15 protein-coding genes and 2 tRNA genes are annotated in these 18,959 nt (G+C 44.1%); 13 read left to right on the forward strand and 4 right to left on the reverse strand.

Annotated elements, in window-relative coordinates; translation table 11 throughout:
- Nucleotides 1-4: 4 nt before the first annotated feature.
- The 3 genes from lpxB to AB9N12_RS11795 all read left to right on the forward strand — a co-directional run bounded on the left by lpxB (nt 5) and on the right by AB9N12_RS11795 (nt 3,597).
- Nucleotides 5-1,141: a lipid-A-disaccharide synthase gene (lpxB, locus tag AB9N12_RS11785; RefSeq protein WP_369892247.1), complete on the forward strand. Its 1,137-nt coding sequence runs from the start codon at nt 5-7 to the stop codon at nt 1,139-1,141.
- Nucleotides 1,142-1,235: 94 nt separating this feature from the next.
- Complete coding sequence (locus AB9N12_RS11790) at nt 1,236-2,018, forward strand: NigD-like protein (protein WP_369892248.1); 783 nt, start codon at nt 1,236-1,238, stop codon at nt 2,016-2,018.
- 220 nt (nt 2,019-2,238) lie between these two features.
- Nucleotides 2,239-3,597 (forward strand): transposase, encoded by a 1,359-nt coding sequence (locus AB9N12_RS11795; RefSeq protein ID WP_369889038.1) that lies wholly within the window; start codon nt 2,239-2,241, stop codon nt 3,595-3,597.
- 208 nt (nt 3,598-3,805) lie between these two features.
- Here the strand turns inward: AB9N12_RS11795 and AB9N12_RS11800 are convergent, their stop codons facing one another.
- From AB9N12_RS11800 to rsfS, 3 genes are read right to left on the reverse strand one after another with little or no spacing between them, the layout of a single operon-like run.
- Nucleotides 3,806-4,654, reverse strand: a complete 849-nt coding sequence (locus AB9N12_RS11800; protein ID WP_369892249.1) for a phosphatidate cytidylyltransferase — start codon at nt 4,652-4,654, stop codon at nt 3,806-3,808.
- 16 nt (nt 4,655-4,670) lie between these two features.
- Nucleotides 4,671-6,797 carry an ATP-dependent zinc metalloprotease FtsH gene (ftsH, locus tag AB9N12_RS11805; protein ID WP_369892250.1) on the reverse strand — a complete coding sequence of 709 codons (2,127 nt, stop codon included), beginning with the start codon at nt 6,795-6,797 and terminating at the stop codon, nt 4,671-4,673.
- Nucleotides 6,798-6,800: 3 nt separating this feature from the next.
- Nucleotides 6,801-7,160, reverse strand: a complete 360-nt coding sequence (gene rsfS / locus AB9N12_RS11810; protein ID WP_369892251.1) for a ribosome silencing factor — start codon at nt 7,158-7,160, stop codon at nt 6,801-6,803.
- Nucleotides 7,161-7,424: 264 nt separating this feature from the next.
- Between rsfS and AB9N12_RS11815 the strand changes: the two genes are divergently transcribed.
- The 8 genes from AB9N12_RS11815 to AB9N12_RS11850 all read left to right on the forward strand — a co-directional run bounded on the left by AB9N12_RS11815 (nt 7,425) and on the right by AB9N12_RS11850 (nt 15,375).
- Nucleotides 7,425-7,495, forward strand: a tRNA-Gln gene (locus tag AB9N12_RS11815).
- Between the two features lie 267 nt (nt 7,496-7,762).
- On the forward strand, nt 7,763-8,995 hold the full coding sequence (locus AB9N12_RS11820) for a Cof-type HAD-IIB family hydrolase (protein ID WP_369892252.1): 1,233 nt from the start codon (nt 7,763-7,765) through the stop codon (nt 8,993-8,995).
- Nucleotides 8,992-10,092 carry an isochorismate synthase gene (locus AB9N12_RS11825; protein ID WP_369892253.1) on the forward strand — a complete coding sequence of 367 codons (1,101 nt, stop codon included), beginning with the start codon at nt 8,992-8,994 and terminating at the stop codon, nt 10,090-10,092. Before AB9N12_RS11820 ends, AB9N12_RS11825 begins: the two co-directional genes overlap by 4 nt.
- Before the next feature lie 27 nt (nt 10,093-10,119).
- Nucleotides 10,120-11,787 (forward strand): 2-succinyl-5-enolpyruvyl-6-hydroxy-3-cyclohexene-1-carboxylic-acid synthase, encoded by a 1,668-nt coding sequence (menD, locus tag AB9N12_RS11830; RefSeq protein ID WP_369892254.1) that lies wholly within the window; start codon nt 10,120-10,122, stop codon nt 11,785-11,787.
- 3 nt (nt 11,788-11,790) lie between these two features.
- A complete protein-coding gene (menB, locus tag AB9N12_RS11835; RefSeq protein WP_369892256.1) occupies nt 11,791-12,615 on the forward strand; it encodes a 1,4-dihydroxy-2-naphthoyl-CoA synthase in 825 nt (274 codons plus the stop codon).
- Nucleotides 12,616-12,627: 12 nt separating this feature from the next.
- Entirely contained in the window at nt 12,628-13,656 is a 1,029-nt protein-coding gene (locus tag AB9N12_RS11840; RefSeq protein WP_369892257.1) for an o-succinylbenzoate synthase, read from the forward strand.
- 23 nt (nt 13,657-13,679) lie between these two features.
- The gene (locus AB9N12_RS11845; protein WP_369892258.1) at nt 13,680-14,807 is read left to right on the forward strand and encodes an AMP-binding protein; all 1,128 of its coding nucleotides are present in this window, start codon (nt 13,680-13,682) and stop codon (nt 14,805-14,807) included.
- A 367-nt stretch (nt 14,808-15,174) separates the two neighbouring features.
- Nucleotides 15,175-15,375: a hypothetical protein gene (locus AB9N12_RS11850; RefSeq protein ID WP_369892259.1), complete on the forward strand. Its 201-nt coding sequence runs from the start codon at nt 15,175-15,177 to the stop codon at nt 15,373-15,375.
- A 257-nt stretch (nt 15,376-15,632) separates the two neighbouring features.
- Here the strand turns inward: AB9N12_RS11850 and AB9N12_RS11855 are convergent.
- Nucleotides 15,633-15,717 (reverse strand) — tRNA-Ser (locus tag AB9N12_RS11855).
- A 240-nt stretch (nt 15,718-15,957) separates the two neighbouring features.
- On the opposite strand from AB9N12_RS11855, the gene pflB reads away from it, so the two are divergent.
- A complete protein-coding gene (gene pflB, locus AB9N12_RS11860; protein WP_369892260.1) occupies nt 15,958-18,186 on the forward strand; it encodes a formate C-acetyltransferase in 2,229 nt (742 codons plus the stop codon).
- A gap of 17 nt (nt 18,187-18,203) precedes the next feature.
- The gene (gene pflA, locus AB9N12_RS11865; RefSeq protein WP_369892261.1) at nt 18,204-18,932 is read left to right on the forward strand and encodes a pyruvate formate-lyase-activating protein; all 729 of its coding nucleotides are present in this window, start codon (nt 18,204-18,206) and stop codon (nt 18,930-18,932) included.
- Nucleotides 18,933-18,959: the final 27 nt, after the last annotated feature.

Here is an 18,959-nt window from a genome sequence, read left to right on the forward strand (position 1 = left end):
TACTATGAAGTATTATCTGATTGTCGGCGAAGCTTCCGGTGACTTGCACGCTTCTCGTCTGATGGCTGCCTTAAAGGCTGAGGATCCACAGGCTGATTTCCGGTTTTTCGGAGGGGATTTGATGGCTGCCGTCGGAGGAACGATGGTGAAACATTATAAAGAACTGGCATACATGGGGTTTATTCCTGTGTTGCTCCATCTACGCACTATCTTTGCCAATATGAAGCGTTGTAAAGAAGATATTGTTTCCTGGGAACCGGACGTTGTTATTCTGGTAGATTATCCAGGATTCAATCTTGATATTGCCAAGTTTGTCCATGCAAAGACACAGATTCCGGTTTATTATTATATTTCTCCTAAGATATGGGCGTGGAAAGAGTATCGCATTAAGAATATAAAACGAGATGTAGACGAGCTTTTCTCCATTCTTCCTTTTGAAGTGGAGTTTTTTGAAGGAAAACATCAATATCCCATTCACTATGTTGGGAATCCTACCGTGGATGAGGTGGCGGCCTATCAGGAAGCTCATCCGAAAAATAAGGATCAGTTTATTGCGGAGAATCAGTTGGAAGATAAACCGATAATAGCTCTTCTTGCGGGTAGCCGAAAACAGGAAATTAAGGATAATCTGCCGGATATGCTGAAGGCTGCTTTTGCTTTTCCTGATTATCAGCTTGTTCTGGCGGGTGCGCCTGCCATTGCTCCTGAATATTATAAACAATATATAGGAGAATCGAAAGTGAAAATCATTTTTGATCAGACCTATCGCTTGTTGCAACACGCAGATGTTGCTTTGGTGACTTCGGGTACGGCTACTCTTGAGACGGCGTTGTTTCGTATTCCTCAAGTTGTTTGTTATCACACTCCGATAGGGAAGGTGATTTCCTTCTTGAGGCGTCATGTCTTAACTGTGAAATTTATTTCGTTGGTTAATTTGATTGCCGACCGTGAGGTGGTAAAGGAACTTGTTGCAGATACGATGACTGTCAAGAATATGCAAAGCGAATTGAGGAATATTATTGAAAATGAAGTCTATAGGAATGAGATGCTTTCGGGTTATGAGTATGTAGCCGAACGGTTGGGACCTGTCGGTGCTCCCCGTCATGCAGCTCGTGAAATGTTACACCTGTTGAAAAAATAACTTTCTTTTTCTGAATAAACGTAAAGCCGATGCAGTAAATGCACGGCTTTTTTATTTAATAAGCAGAAGACTAAAAAAAAGAAAGGAAAAAGATATGAAAAAATTTAAGTGGCTTTTAGGTCTGTTGGTATTGGCATTAGTGCCGATGTTGCAATCATGTGATGATGACGGGTATTCTATCGGAGATTTCAGCTGGGACTGGGCGACTGTTCGTGCAACCGGTGGAGGAGATTATTATTTGGAGGGTGATCGTTGGGGAGTGATTGATCCGGTTACTACTTCCATACCTTGGTTTAAACCGGTGGACGGTGAACGTGTGGTGGCTTTTTTCAACCCTTTGCATGATATGGAAGGGGGAAAAGGAGTTCAAGTGAAGATGGAAGGTATACAGGAATTGTTAACAAAGGAAGTGGAGGACATGTCTACAGTGGAAGAAGCGAAAGAATTCGGTAATGATCCTATTCTGATTTATCAGGGTGATATGTGGTTGGGAGGAAAGTTTCTGAATGTAATTTTCCGTCAGGAGCTGCCTCGTTCGGAGAAACATCGTATCAGCCTTGTGCAAAATAAGATAGGAGTGGGGGAATCGTCAGAACCGGGTACGTCGAATGTAGCGGAAGATGGCTATGTACATTTAGAACTGCATTATAATACATATGGGGACGTGACCGGCTATTGGGGATGGGGACGAGTCTCTTATAATTTGGAAAAGTTCTTCCCGACGGAGAAAGATGCCGAATCGACAATGAAAGGTTTTAAAGTGACTATAAATTCAAGAGAACATGGAGAAGGAAGAGTGATTGTTCTTGAACTGAATCGTCCGGTAGGTGTGCCGGAAACAGCAAAGGATGTACACTCCACTTCTTCGATCCGATAACCTAACTATGATTTATTGTGTGAAAAAAGGTCGGGATACTTCTAACGAAATTCTCGACCTTTTTATTGTGTATAATTCGGGACATTCATTAAATATTATAAAATGAGCCAACTAATTCATACACAAATTATTGCGAATTAGTTGGTTTTTTAGTATCTTTAGGTATTCCCCCGAAAACAAGGTTTGACGGCCCAAACGGGGGAAATTCCCCAACTAAGATATGGCTAAGATACAAAAAATTTCAGAAATCCACCCAACTTTGGGCTTTACAGAATTTGATATTCTGGAAAAATACCGCAAGAGTTTTCATGAGAGTGAGCTTGGCAGGCTTCATTCGGTCTTTCCATTTGATCGTATGGCAAAAGCCGCAGGCCTGTCTGAACAACGTTTGGGCCGCAGGAACATATTCAGTCCTTCCGCAAAGATCGCCCTTATGGTCCTGAAGGCATACACCGGATTCTCCGACAGGAAACTGGTGGAACATCTGAACGGGAACATACACTACCAGATGTTCTGTGGCATCATGATCCCCCCGTCCCTTCCCATAACCAACTTCAAGATAGTCAGTGCCATCCGTAATGAGATAGCATCCCGCCTTGACATTGATTCCTTCCAGGAGCTCCTGGCTTCACACTGGAAACCTTATCTTGATAACCTTCACGTCTGCATGACCGATGCCACATGCTATGAGAGCCACATGCGTTTTCCTACGGACATGAAACTCCTTTGGGAAAGCATCGAATGGCTCTACAGTCATATATGCCGGCATTGCAGGGATCTGGGCATAAGGCGTCCGCGCAACAAATACAGGAATGTGGCGGAATCCTATCTGTCCTACTGCAAGAAAAGAAAGAGGAGAGCTTCAAGGACAAGAATGCTTAAGCGCCGTATGATCAAGCTTCTTGAAAAGCTCCTCAGTCAAAGGGATGGGCTCCATAGCGAGTACGGTGCTTTACTCCGATATACACAGGATTACCATAAGCGTCTTTCCATCATCAGAAAGGTGCTTGTACAGGAAAAGGAAATGTTTGAAGGGCGAAAAGTCAGTGACCGCATCATCAGCATCGACCGTCATTATGTACGTCCCATCGTCAGAGGCAAGGAAACCAAGTCCGTCGAGTTCGGTGCAAAGGTCAATAATATACAGATAGACGGCATATCGTTCATCGAACACCTCTCGTTCAAGGCTTTCAATGAGGGGATACGCTTGAAGGACTGTATCCGTATGCAGCAGAAGCTGATGAATGTAAGGGTAAGATGTGTGGCTGCCGATTCCATATATGCCAATAATGCCAACAGAAAGTTCTGTACTAAATATGGGATATCCACATCCTTTGTGCGCAAGGGAAGGGCGGGCAAAGATGAGCCTTTGAGGAAGGTGCTTAGAAGCGAACTCTCAAAAGAAAGGGCCACACGGCTTGAAGGAAGCTTCGGCACTCAAAAGCAACATTACTCGCTCGCAAGGATAAAGGCAAGGAACAAGAAGACGGAAATCCTGTGGATTTTCTTCGGAATACATACAGCAAATGCCATACTGATGATTGACAAGATCAGGAACAGAACGGGGAAAGCTGCATGATATGAGTTTACTGAAAGAATCAGAAGAGGTCAGAAGACTTCTTCCGGAACTTCATGTCTTGTCAGATAAGAGTATATGAGAATATACAGAAAAATGACAATAATAATGGCATATGAAGTGATTATACTCTATCATCTTCATATGCCATGGTATTTGGGGGGAACATTTACTGAATATTCCTAATTCTAATCGAGGAGAAAAACTCCTGTTAGAACCATGTTAATGCATATAGATAAATGACTGCTGCCGGTATGGCCATTAAAGAACTGTCAAACCGGTCGAGCATCCCTCCATGTCCCGGAAGAATATTTCCTGAATCCTTTACGTGCAATTGGCGTTTTAGCAATGACTCTGTCAAGTCACCCCATGTACCGAATATGACCGTCATCAATGCCAGTCCTGCCCATTCAACCATTGACATAAATGGGAAGTAGTGAGCAAGTATAAAAGATACTCCGATTGCTACAACCCCGCCACCGATGGAGCCTTCCCATGATTTCTTGGGAGAAATGCGTTCAAAGAGCCGGTGTTTGCCTATCAGTGAGCCGATACAATAAGCCCCCGTGTCATTCAGCCAAAGGAAAATAAAGATGGATAACGGTAGAATCGGATTATAACTTATACTGCTATATTCCGATGCGGGATCGTTATGAAAAGCCAGTACATTCAGCAGAGCAAAAGGCAGACCGATATATAGTTGGCTAAGCATAGAATAAGCCCAGTTAAGTACCGGATTCTCCTTTTTCAGATACAACTCGCTAATCATCATGTAAAGCAACAAAAGCAGATATGGAATGAATATTTTCGAATCGGCTGCATCAATGCAGAATCCCATGATTGCGAGGAATAAATAAGCTCCACCGAGCATATTAATGGCCTTGTTTATCTTAACTCCTTCTGCACGCATATTTACCAGCTGTGCAAATTCATAGATAGTTAGTGCACTGATAGCAGTGAGGAGAATACCAAAGCTGAATGCACCATAAAGGATGCATCCTACCATGATGGCAACGAAGAGTACCCCCGTAATAGCTCGTTTTATGAGATTGTTAATCAAAATCTATTCGTTTTAATTAGTTGGACTTGTTAGCTTTTTCTTCTGCATTAGATTTATCCTCAACGATATCTTTGCCTTCCACGGTAACTTGGGTTCCTATGGAGGCTTGCTCCTCTGCAGTATTTTCAGCTTCTTTTTCATTCATTTCTTTTTCTTTCAGCTTTTGGGCAAGTTCCCTTTCGGCTTTTGCGGCATCCTGACTCTCTTTAGCGGCCATGATTTCTTCCGAACGGGAAGCCCAAGGACGTTTGCCGAAAATACGTTCAACGTCTTCTGCAAAAATTACCTCCTTGTCAATCAGTAATTGTGCCAATTCGTTATGTCCTTCTTTATGCTCTGACAGAATTTTTTTGGCTCGTTCATATTGCTCGTTCACCATTCTCTTGACTTCTTCGTCAATTAATTCGGCTGTCTTTTCGCTGTATGGACGGTTGAAAGAATATTCATCATTGTTGTAATAGCATAAATTCGGCAGTTTGTCACTCATTCCTAAGTAGGCAATCATGCCGTATGCCTGTTTGGTCACTCTTTCCAAATCATTCATGGCACCAGTTGAAATGCGCCCGAGGAATAAATCTTCAGCTGCGCGTCCTCCTAAAGTGGCGCACATTTCATCCAACATCTGCTCCTTTGTAGTGATCTGGCGCTCTTCCGGCAGATACCAAGCAGCTCCTAATGCACGTCCGCGAGGAACGATAGTTACCTTAATTAACGGATTGGCATATTCCAATAACCAAGAGATAGAGGCGTGTCCTGCTTCATGCAAAGCGATGGAACGTCTTTCTGCTTCTGTAGTAATCTTGGTTTTCTTTTCCAGACCACCGATGATGCGGTCTACTGCATCCAAAAAATCTTGCTTGCCAACGAACTTCTTTCCGTGGCGGGCAGCGATCAGTGCTGCTTCATTGCAGACATTGGCAATATCCGCACCCGAGAATCCCGGAGTCTGGCGTGCCAGCAAGTCTACATCAACACTGGCATCTATTTTGATCGGGCGCAAGTGCACGCCAAATACTTCTTTACGTTCATTCAGGTCGGGCAGGTCCACGTGTATCTGACGGTCAAAACGTCCTGCACGGAGCAGTGCCTTGTCAAGTACGTCTACACGGTTAGTGGCAGCAAGGATAATTACACCGCTATTGGAACCGAAACCGTCCATTTCTGTCAGCAACTGGTTCAAGGTGTTTTCGCGTTCGTCATTTCCTCCCATTGCTGGATTTTTGCCACGAGCGCGTCCTACGGCATCAATCTCATCGATAAAGACAATACAAGGAGCTTTCTCTTTAGCCTGTTTAAACAAGTCGCGAACACGGGATGCACCTACACCCACAAACATTTCCACGAAGTCGGAACCAGCCAGGGAGAAAAAAGGAACATTCGCTTCGCCCGCTACAGCCTTGGCGAGCAAGGTCTTGCCAGTTCCCGGAGGGCCTACCAATAGGGCGCCCTTGGGTATCTTACCTCCCAAATTCGTATATTTCTGTGGCTCTTTCAAGAACTCTACAATTTCTTCCACTTCTTGTTTAGCTTCCGCCAAGCCTGCCACATCTTTAAATGTAATCTTGATAGCTCCGCCTTTTTCAAAAAGCTGTGCTTTTGATTTTCCTACGTTAAATACACTACCGGGGCCACCACTGCCACCTCCACTCATGCGACGCATGAAGAAGAGCCATAACGCTACAAGTAAGACAAGCGGAAGTATCTGAATCAGAATTGCGGGGAAAATATCCGATTTGGGCGGATAGTCGGAAGAACCGTCAAAATGACCTGCTTCCTTTTCTGCCTGCAAAAACTCTTCCAGTTTATCGGTAGATGGTGCTCTACTTGTAATGATAGGGTTACGTCCCACTTTGTTGGAGTCTGCTCCAAAAACGGCTCCTACAGCAGTCGGTTTAAGAAAAGCTTCGATGGATTTATCTTCATAACCCAATACTTTGCTTATATAACCCTTTTTCACGTAGTCCTGAAACTCGCTGTAAGTTACAGATTTGCTTCCAGCCCCATTTGAATCACTGCCCCACCAGAGGCCGAGAAGCATAAGGGCAATAATCATATACATCCAGTTCAGGTTGAACTTAGGCATATTAACCTTATTGTTAGGTTTATTGCTATTCTTATTATTGCTATTATTGTCCATAATCATTAATTAGTCTAGATCGGGGATTTGAGTAAGTTTGGCATCAGCCCAAAGGTGTTCAAGATTATAAAAAGCCCTTGCTTCCGGTAAAAAAACGTGTACCAGTACGTCTGCATAGTCCATTGCTACCCACTCTGCATTCCGGAGTCCGTCAATTGCATAAGGTTTGCTGTTCGCACCTTTGCGTGTAAGTTCCTTGATTGAATCTACAATGGCGATCACTTGACTGGGGGAATTTCCCTGGCAGATAACGAAGTATTTACAGATGGCATCTTCTATACTGGTTAAATCGGCAACGATTATCTTTTTACCTTTTTTCTCTTGAATTCCTTCTTTTATTTTTTCAATTAATACTTTAGTATCGTTCATTCTTGTAATTGAGATTAATAATTCATGTTCTCTATTTGTTTATAACGAAAAAGGCAACCCTTTGTTTCTGATTATAAACATGATATTTTTGACAAATATACGCTGATTTATTGGATACAAGAAAGTAATCCTTCAATTTTTGTGTTTTTTAGTGGAGATACTTTTGTTTGGAAAGCTTATTTGGACATTTTTTCAAAAAAAATACCGGATTTGTTTTGAATTCCCAAATTATTCGTATCTTTGCACCCGAAAATAAAAAAACATTGGGCTATGGTGTAATGGTAACACTACAGATTCTGGTCCTGTCATTCCTGGTTCGAATCCAGGTAGCCCAACAAATCATACTTTTTACTGATAAAAAATCGCTAAATTTGCCTTTTTAGCGATTTTTTTGTGTTTTAACAACTGCCATCCTTCAATGAACAGCGTATTAATTATGCGATCAAGCTGATGAAGAACCGGCGTATAATCATGCCCGAATCCTCCGCATTTATTGGGAAATACATCTGAAAGAGTGAAATTAAAGTAATTTTTATCTGTTTACGCTTTCTGTCGTTCACTCAATTTCCTACCTTTGTCATCTAAACCAAAATCGTGTAATCATGAAGTATAAATTATTGGTTCTTGACGTAGACGGAACGCTCCTTAATGATGCGAAAGAAATTAGTAAACGTACATTGACCGCTTTGTTGAAAGTTCAGCAGATGGGAGTACGTATCGTGCTGGCCTCCGGCAGACCGACTTATGGCTTGATGCCACTGGCCAAGATGCTCGAACTTGGAAATTATGGAGGTTTTATTCTTTCCTATAACGGTTGCCAGATTATCAATGCGCAAAACGGTGAAATATTGTTTGAGCGCCGGATTAATCCCGAAATGTTGCCGTATCTGGAAAAGAAAGTCCGTAAAAACGGTTTTGCCATATTTACTTATCATGATGATACGATCATAACAGATTCTCCTGAAAATGTGCACATTCAAAATGAAGCCAGGTTGAATAACCTGCAAATAATCAAGGAAGAAGAATTTTCTGTTGCCGTTGATTTTGCTCCTTGTAAATGTATGTTGGTCAGCGATGACGAAGAAGCACTGATTGGTTTGGAAGATCACTGGAAGAGAAGGCTGAACGGAGCGTTGGATGTATTCCGTTCGGAACCTTATTTCCTGGAAGTAGTTCCCTGCTCCATTGATAAAGCCAATACTTTGGGGGCTTTGTTGGAAGTATTGGATGTGAAGCGTGAGGAAGTGATTGCTATTGGCGACGGTGTGTGTGATGTGACCATGATTCAATTGGCTGGATTGGGTGTAGCTATGGGACATTCGCAGGACTCGGTGAAAGCCTGTGCCGATTATGTGACAGCTTCGAATGAGGAAGACGGGGTGGCTATTGCAGTGGAGAAAGCGATCCTTGCCGAAGTGCGTGCTGCTGAAGTTCCTCTTGACCAATTGAATGCGCAAGCACGTCACGCGTTAATGGGAAACTTGGGAATTCAATATACGTATGCCGATGAAGACCGCGTGGAAGCGACGATGCCGGTAGACCATCGTACCCGCCAGCCTTTTGGCATTTTACATGGTGGAGCTACTCTTGCGCTGGCAGAAACTGTTGCCGGACTCGGATCGATGATTCTTTGCCAGCCGGACGAGATTGTAGTAGGAATGCAGGTCAGTGGAAATCACATATCTTCTGCGCATGAAGGAGATACTGTACGTGCAGTAGCGACAGTTGTACATAAGGGGCGTTCATCCCATGTGTGGAATGTCGACGTGTTTACTTCAACCAATAAACTGGTGTCTTCCATACGGGTAGTCAACAGTGTGATGAAAAAGAGATGACCGACGAAGAAATAAGTAACTTGACAACTATTGATGCATTTATTCAGCGGAAGCAGCCGTTTGCTGTTTATCGTATTCCCGGGGAGAAAGTTCCCCGTCTGTTAACGCAGGCGAAAGGAGGGATACGTCTGATATATGCTCTGAGAGAACTGAATGGACAGAGAGGATTTGTCATCGCTCCGTTTCAGGTGAGTGAGAAGTGTCCGGTTGTGTTGATTCAATCCGATCAGTGTGGACAGCCTTTACCGGTTGATGATGATACGGAAGAAGACCGTAAGATCGCTTTGCGGATGCAAGGACAAGAACCATTCCTTACTTCTTTCACGGAGGAATATGCAGCGTGCTTTCATACCTTTATCAACGCTTTACGCGATAGGACTTTTGATAAATTAGTGCTTTCCCGCCATCTTACTATTGATAAAGTAGCAGACTTTTCTCCTTCATCCATTTTTCGTGCGGCTTGTAAGCGTTATATTCATTCCTATATATATTTATGCTACACTCCACAGACCGGTATCTGGCTGGGAAGCACTCCCGAAATCATTCTATCGGGTGAAAAAAATGAATGGAATACGGTAGCGTTGGCTGGGACACAGCCTTTGCAAGATGGCAAACTGCCCCAAGTATGGGATGAAAAGAATCGGAAAGAGCAGGATTATGTCGCTTCATACATTCGTCGCCAGCTCCTTTCGTTAGGTATTCATTCTACGGAGAACGGGCCTTATCCGGCTTATGCAGGTGCTTTGTCACATCTGAAAACAGATTTCCGGTTTTCTTTGAAAGATAACAAAAGTTTGGGAGAACTCTTGAACGTATTGCATCCGACACCTGCTGTATGCGGTTTACCGAAAGAAGAAGCCTATCGATTTATATTGCAGAATGAAGGTTACGACCGTCGCTATTATTCCGGCTTTATCGGATGGCTGGATCCGGAAGGGAGAACTGACATCTATGTGAATCTGCGCTGTATGCATATCGAAGACGACCAACTGACTCTTTATGCCGGCGGCGGATTATTGGCCTCTTCGGATTTGAATGATGAATGGCTGGAAACGGAAAAGAAGCTGCAAACCATCAAACGGCTTATAACCCATTAATCATTAATTCACTAATCACTAACCATCATGTATACAGACAAGAAGAACATACTCCAGTTGGTTGCGCTGCTCGAGGCGCATGGGATTACTAAAGTTGTGTTGTGCCCGGGTAGCCGTAACACGCCCATCGTGCATACTTTATCCAGCCACCCGAATTTTACTTGTTATCCGGTAACTGATGAACGGAGTGCCGGTTATTTTGCGATTGGTCTTGCGTTGAATGGTGGTAATCATGCAGCTGTCTGTTGCACTTCCGGTACAGCGTTATTGAACCTTCATCCGGCTGTGGCGGAAGCATTTTACCAGAATGTTCCTATAGTCGTCATTTCTGCAGACCGTCCCGCTGCCTGGATCGGACAGATGGATGGGCAGACTGTTCCGCAACCAGACGTGTTTCGGACGTTGGTCAAGAAGTCGGTGAACCTTCCGGAGATTCACACGGAAGAAGATGAGTGGTATTGCAATCGTCTGGTGAATGAAGCTTTGTTGGAGATGACCCACCATGGGAAAGGTCCGGTACATATCAATGTACCTGTTTCCGAACCGCTGTTTCAGTTTACGGTCGATTCACTACCCACAGTACGTGTCATTACCCGTTATCAGGGATTGAATGTCTACGACCGTGATTATAACGCTCTGATCGACCGGATGAATCAATATCAGAAGCGTATGATTATCATCGGTCAGATGAATCTTATCTATCTGTTTGAGAAAAGATATATCAAGTTATTATATAAACATTTTGCCTGGCTAACGGAACATATCGGCAATCAGACAGTTCCCGGTATTCCGGTAAAGAATTTCGATGCGGCGCTTTATGCCATGCCCGAAGAAAAGATCGACCAGATGGTTCCCGAATTGCTGATTACTTATGGTGGACACGTGGTTTCCAAGCGGTTGAAGAAGTTCCTTCGCCAGCATCCGCCTAAAGAACATTGGCACGTATCACCGGACGGTGAAGTGGTCGATTTGTATGGCTCATTAACTACGGTGATCGAGATGGATCCGTTCGAGTTTTTGGAGAAGATAGCCAGTCTGTTGGACAACCGGACTCCTGAATATCCACGTGTATGGGAGAATTATTGCAAGATGATCCCCGAACCGGATTTTGCTTATTCGGAGATGTCGGCTGTCGGTGCGTTGCTGAAAGCCTTGCCGGAGTCGTGTGCGTTACATCTGGCAAACAGTTCGGTAGTCCGCTATGCACAACTATATTCGATTCCTTCCACGATTGAGGTCTGTTGCAATCGGGGAACGAGTGGTATTGAAGGTTCACTGTCTACGGCAGTCGGCTATGCGGCAGCTTCCGATAAACTGAATTTTATAGCTATCGGAGATTTAAGTTTCTTCTATGATATGAATGCGCTGTGGAATATCAACGTCCGTTCTAACCTGCGTATCCTTTTATTAAATAACGGAGGAGGAGAGATTTTCCATACCTTGCCGGGATTGGATATGTCGGGCACCTCACATAAGTTTATTGCAGCAGTCCATAAAACATCGGCCAAAGGCTGGGCGGAGGAACGTGGCTTCCTCTATCTGCAAGCGCAAGATGATGAAGAACTGGCTGAAGTGATGAAAACTTTCACCCAACCGGAAGCTATGGAACAGCCAGTGCTGCTGGAAGTGTTTACCAACAAAAACAAGGATGCGCGTATGTTGAAGAATTATTATCATCAATTAAAACAAAAATAGATTATGTCAATACAAAGAGAGTGGACAACCATCAGAGAATACGATGATATTCTTTTTGATTATTATAATGGAATTGCCCGTATCACAATCAACCGTGAACGTTATCGGAATGCATTTACCCCGACTACTACCGCCGAAATGAGTGATGCATTGCGTATCTGCCGTGAAGAAGCGGATATTGACGTGATTGTGATTACCGGAGCCGGAGATAAGGCTTTCTGTTCGGGGGGCGACCAACATGTGAAAGGACGTGGCGGATATATCGGGAAAGACGGTGTGCCTCGTTTGAGCGTATTGGATGTACAGAAGCAGATTCGTAGCATTCCGAAACCTGTGATTGCCGCCGTGAACGGCTTTGCCATTGGTGGGGGCCATGTGCTTCATGTGGTATGTGATTTGTCCATCGCTTCGGAAAATGCCGTCTTCGGTCAGACAGGTCCTCGTGTGGGTAGCTTTGATGCCGGATTCGGTGCATCTTACTTGGCACGTGTAGTAGGCCAGAAGAAAGCACGTGAAATCTGGTTCCTCTGCCGGAAATACAATGCGCAGGAAGCACTGGACATGGGATTGGTGAATAAGGTAGTGCCTTTGGAGCAGCTGGAAGATGAATATGTGCAGTGGGCGGAAGAAATGATGTTGCTTAGTCCGTTGGCTTTGCGTATGATTAAGGCGGGATTGAATGCCGAACTGGATGGTCAGGCAGGTATTCAGGAGCTTGCGGGCGATGCAACGTTACTCTATTACCTGACGGATGAAGCACAGGAGGGAAAGAATGCCTTTCTGGAGAAGCGTAAACCGAACTTCAAACAATATCCAAAGTTCCCTTAAACCGATTACACGATGAACTGTAAAATAGAAATCATTCCCCGGTTGCTCCATTTCAAGCAACCCGCGGGAACTTCCCGGGGAACATATACTACGCGTAAAGTCTGGTATCTTCATTTCACCTCTCCTGAATTTCCGGGTAGAGTAGGAATAGGAGAGTGTGCACCCTTGCCCGCTTTGAGTTGTGATGATCTTCCTGATTATGAAGATGTATTAATGAAAGCCTGCCGGCAAGTGGAGAGAGAACAAGGAATGTTGGATATGGATGGTTTGTGCGACTATCCTTCCATTTTATTTGGTCTGGAAACGGCCATCCGGCATTTCTTTGCAGGAAACTGGGCTTTATGTGATACGGCTTTCTCACGCGGAGAGACAGGAATTCCTATCAACGGCCTTATCTGGATGGGAGATTATGATTGTATGTTATCCCAAATTGAGAAAAAGATAGAAGTCGGATTCCGTTGTATCAAACTGAAGATTGGTGCTATCGACTTTGAAAAAGAGTTGGCTTTGCTACGTTATATCCGTTCACATTTCTCCTCTAAGGAGATAGAGTTGCGTGTAGATGCAAATGGTGCTTTTTCTCCGGTTGATGTCATGGATAAGCTGAAGCGTCTGTCCGAACTGGATCTACATTCTATCGAACAGCCGATCCGTGCCGGACAATGGGAGGAAATGGCACGCCTTACTTCCGAATCTCCATTGCCGATAGCTTTGGATGAAGAACTGATAGGGTACAACACGCTGGAGAGAAAAAAAGAACTACTCTCAACCATCCGTCCGCAATATATTGTGATTAAACCTTCCCTTCACGGAGGAATGTGCGGAGGGGACGAATGGATTACCGAAGCTGAAAAGCGGCATATCGGCTGGTGGGTCACTTCTGCTTTGGAATCAAACATTGGCTTGAACGCTATTGCACAGTGGTGTGCAACATTCAATAATCCGTTGCCACAGGGATTGGGGACAGGATTGCTTTTTACGGATAATGTGGAAGTACCCCTTGAAATAAGAAAAGATTGCTTGTGGTTTTGTAAAGGATAATAGTTAAAGGATATGGTGATGATATGATATTCAACCGACAACAACAAAGCCTGTTACTGGAAGGAAAAGAATACACTTCTGAAGATATACGTCGATTGATAGCAGGAGGAGCAGAAGCTCATTCTCCTGCTTATTGGGATTTATATCTTTTCCTGAACAAATGGTTTGATGATTCTCCTGTCATCACGGTTCATACATCGGGTTCTACGGGTACCCCTAAAGAACTGGTGGTACGCAAGGAGCAGATGATGCAAAGTGCACGTCTGACTTGTGAATTTTTGAATTTGAGAAAAGGTGATTCGGCATTATTATGTATGAATCTTCGTTATATCGGTGCAATGATGATGGTCGTACGTTCATTGGTTGCAGGCTTGAACCTGATTGTTCGTCCTGCTTCCGGTCATCCGTTGGCGGGTATAAAAGCCCCTTTAAGGTTTGTGGCAATGGTTCCATTGCAAGTTTATAACACCTTGCAGGTTCCCGAAGAAAAAGAGCGATTAAAACAAACGGGTATTCTGATTATAGGAGGTGGAGCCGTTGATGAGGCCTTGGAAACGGAGATGAAACATCTTCCGACTGTGGTTTACTCCACTTATGGCATGACTGAAACCTTGTCGCATATTGCCCTTCGTCGTCTGAACGGAGTATCGGCTTCGGAGCATTATTATCCATTCTCTTCCGTAAAATTGTCTTTATCCTCAGAGAATACATTGGTCATCGATGCCCCTTTGGTCTGTGACGAAACATTGCAGACCAATGATATTGCACGTATCTATCCCGATGGAAGTTTTATGATTCTAGGCCGGAAAGACAACGTGATTAACAGTGGAGGAATTAAGATTCAAGCGGAAGAGATGGAAAGGTTACTCCGCCCGTTCATTCCTGTACCCTTTGTCATTACTTCAGTTCCGGACCGGCGCTTAGGGCAGGCTGTCACTCTATTGTTGGAAGGTCAGCTGGGTACTAAGGAAATCGAAAATAAGTTGCAGGAAATATTCGAACCTTATTATCGTCCCAGATACATATTGTCAACAGACGATATCCCGCAAACAGGGAATGGAAAGATTAATCGTGTGGAATGTCGTATTTTAGCCAAACAATTGGTAGCAACGTCTAAAAGAGGAGAATATGAAGGCGGGCAAGAGAATTAAATTTCCAGTGATCCGTGTCTAAACCTGTCCAAACCCTCTTATTGAATTTTCATACTATAATCCGCTTTCAGCGGTTTCAGTTTTATCCGCAAACGCCTTGTAGGAAGGAGATAGCGGCTGAAGGCGGAATATATTGACCCTTGCAGGAAGGTACTGTAGGCAAGGGGTAGTGCTTTCAGCGCCTTCAGCTTTTTCAGACTTGCCGGTAGGGCTATCTATTCAGCGTGGCGGGTATGTATACTCACCATGCCGGTTCTCTTTGTCCACTACATCGGATAAATGGATTCGCCATGTGGGCTGAATCAAATAGAGCCTGTATTCGGTTCAAGTAGAGCCTATATTTGGATCAAACAGAGCCTCTGTTACAATGAAATACAGGCTTCGTTTGCTTATCGCGGAGCCTCTGTTGGAAGTAAATATGGCAAAAGGAATTGTAGTGATATACTTTCGCTTTCAGGAGTGCTTTCAGGAAAAAACACCGATGAAAAGGGGCTTTTTGGAAGAACTGAAGGCTGAAGGCGGTTTTTCTAAAAACAGCCGCAACGGAAGAATCCGGCAAAACAACTGACGAAAATATAAAAACAAACATTCAAGCCGACAAAAAGCAGGAAGAAACAGCCAAAGAAACGAAACGACCGAAATGTAGTTTGCTTTATTAGGCTTTGGGAATTTTTGTAAGTTTCGCAATTTCGGCAAGTGCCGTTATTTATATAAAACGATGCTTCAAAAGATTGAGGAAAGATAACTAAAAACGCCCACAAAATGCAAAAATGGGCATTTTTACGGGCGTTCGTTTCTTAAATCGCTGATTATCAGTATTTATTGCGGAGAGACAGGGATTCGAACCCCGGGAAGTGTTACCTTCAACGGTTTTCAAGACCGCCGCAATCGACCACTCTGCCACCTCTCCAAAACTCTTTTATCAAAAGTGTTTTCTGTTAAAAGCGGTGCAAAGGTACGAAGATATTTTAAACTAGCAAGAGTTTTCACAAAAAAATCACGAATATCATTTCCAAAGAATAGCAATATCTAGGTATTTTTATGTTGAAAAGCATAAAATAGAGCATGCTTATGCTGATTATGTGAAAAAGACTTGTATCTTTGCGCGCTCTAATGAAAAGGATAACTACAACCTCTAATTTTATCATTTATGGAATTAAATAAGATCTTTAAAGATGGTCTTTGGAGCACTGAAATCAATGTCAGAGATTTCGTAAGTCATAACATCACTCCGTATTATGGAGATGCTTCTTTCCTTGAAGGACCTACCGAACGCACAAAAGCTGTATGGAACCGCTGCCTCGAAGCATTGGCAGAAGAAAGAGCCAATAACGGAGTACGCTCACTAGATAATGTCACCGTCTCAACCATAACTTCTCACAAAGCAGGATACATTGACAAAGAAAACGAACTGATCGTCGGCCTGCAGACAGACGAACTTCTGAAACGCGCCATTAAGCCTTTCGGAGGTATCAATGTGGTGAGCAAAGCTTGCCACGAAAACGGTATGGAAGTAGACGACCGTGTAAAAGACATCTTCACTCACTACCGCAAGACGCACAACGACGGAGTGTTTGACGTATATACCGAAGAAATCCGCTCGTTCCGTTCTTTGGGATTCCTCACCGGACTTCCTGACAATTATGCCCGCGGACGTATCATCGGTGATTACCGCCGTATGGCTCTCTATGGTATCGACCGATTAATTGAGGCAAAAAAAGAAGATTTACGTAACCTTACCGGTCCGATGACCGAAGATCGCATCCGCCTACGCGAAGAAGTGGCAGAGCAAATCAAGGCATTGAAGGACATGAAGGTGATGGGCGAGTACTACGGACTCGATTTAAGCCGTCCTGCTTACACCGCACAAGAAGCCGTACAATGGGTGTACATGGCTTACCTCGCTGCCGTAAAAGAACAAGATGGTGCTGCCATGTCACTGGGTAATGTCTCTTCGTTTCTTGACATTTATATGGAATATGAATTGAGTAAAGGAACCATCACAGAATCTTTTGCACAGGAACTGATCGACCAGTTTGTCATCAAACTGCGTATGGTACGCCATCTGCGTATGCAATCTTACAATGAAATCTTTGCCGGTGACCCGACATGGGTAACCGAATCCCTAGGCGGACGCCTCAACGACGGACGTACCAAGGTGACAAAGACTTCATTCCGCTTTTTGCAAACACTCTACAATCTCGGTCCTTCACCAGAACCGAACCTGACTGTACTGTGGAGCCCGGAATTACCGGAAGGATTCAAAGAATTCTGCGCCAAAGTTTCCATCGATACTTCATCCATCCAATACGAAAACGACGATCTGATGCGTGAAGTACGCCAGTCGGACGACTACGGAATTGCCTGCTGTGTATCTTATCAGGAAATTGGAAAACAAATCCAGTTCTTCGGTGCACGCTGTAATCTGGCAAAAGCCCTGCTGCTTGCCATCAATGGCGGACGTTGCGAAAACACTGGTACGGTAATGGTGAAAAATATCCCCGTACTGACCAGTGATGTTCTCAATTTCGAAGAAGTAATGAGCAACTATAAGAAAGTATTGACGGAAATCGCCCGTGTTTACAACGAAGCGATGAATATCATCCATTATATGCATGATAAGTATTATTACGAGAAAGCCCAAATGGCATTTGTAGATACAAACCCACGCATCAACCTTGCTTACGGGGTAGCCGGACTTTCCATCGCACTCGATTCACTGTCAGCTATCAAATATGCCAAAGTAACCGCACGCCGTAACGACATCGGTCTAACAGAAGGGTTTGACATTCAAGGTGAATTCCCATGTTTCGGTAATGACAATGACAAGGTAGACCATTTGGGTGTTGATCTAGTATATTTCTTCAGCGAAGAATTGAAGAAACTTCCGGTTTACAAGAATGCCCGTCCGACTCTTTCATTACTGACTATCACTTCCAACGTGATGTATGGTAAGAAGACAGGTGCTACTCCCGACGGACGTGCCAAAGGTGTTGCTTTTGCTCCGGGAGCTAACCCGATGCACGGACGTGATAAGAACGGTGCCATTGCCTCTTTGAGCTCAGTAGCGAAGCTACGTTATCGCGACTCACAGGACGGCATCAGTAATACTTTCTCAATTGTTCCAAAATCACTGGGAGCTACTGCGGAAGGACGCATCGAGAATCTGGTTACCATGATGGACGGATACTTCACTAAAGGTGCTCACCACCTGAATGTAAACGTTCTGAACCGTGATATGCTGTATGATGCTATGGAACACCCGGAAAAATATCCGCAACTTACCATCCGTGTTTCTGGTTATGCCGTAAACTTCGTGAAGTTGAGCCGCGAACATCAATTGGAGGTTATCAGCCGTAGCTTTCACGAACGTATGTAATATTCTATTTATTCTATATGATGATAAACGTGCATTCATACGAAAGTATGGGAACATTCGACGGGCCGGGCTTACGGCTCGTCGTTTTTCTTCAAGGTTGCAATTTCCGTTGTCTATATTGCGCCAATCCCGATACAATAGCCGGCAAAGGCGGTACACCTACTCCGCCGGAAGAAATCGTTCGCATGGCAATGAATCAGCGCCCTTTCTTCGGAAAGCGAGGGGGAGTTACTTTCTCCGGAGGCGAACCGACGTTTCAGGCAAAAGCACTCGTTCCACTGGTTCGTGAGTTGAAAGAGAAAGGTATTCATGTGTGCATAGACAGCAACGGTGGTATCTGGAATGAAGATGTGGAAGAGCTTTTCCGTCTGACCGATCTTGTATTGCTGGACGTGAAAGAATTCAATCCTGTCCGCCATCAGACATTGACGGGGAGAAGTAACGAGCAAACGATCCGCACGGCAACATGGTTGGAAGAGAATGGAAAATCTTTCTGGTTGCGATATGTATTGGTACCCGGTTACAGCGATTTTGAAGAGGATATCCGCCAACTGGGAGAAGTCATGGGGACATATAAAATGATTCAACGCGTGGAAGTGCTTCCTTACCATACATTAGGCGTACACAAGTACGAGGCTATGGAACAGGAATACAAACTGAAAGACGTAAAAGAAAATACCCCTGAACAACTTAAACGGGCTGCGGAGGTATTTAAAGAGTATTTCGCTATGGTAGTAGTCAATTAGCCGACTTTGTGTCAGTAGTTGAAACCA

Source organism: Bacteroides sp. AN502(2024), assembly GCF_041227145.1.
Lineage (GTDB): Bacteria > Bacteroidota > Bacteroidia > Bacteroidales > Bacteroidaceae > Bacteroides.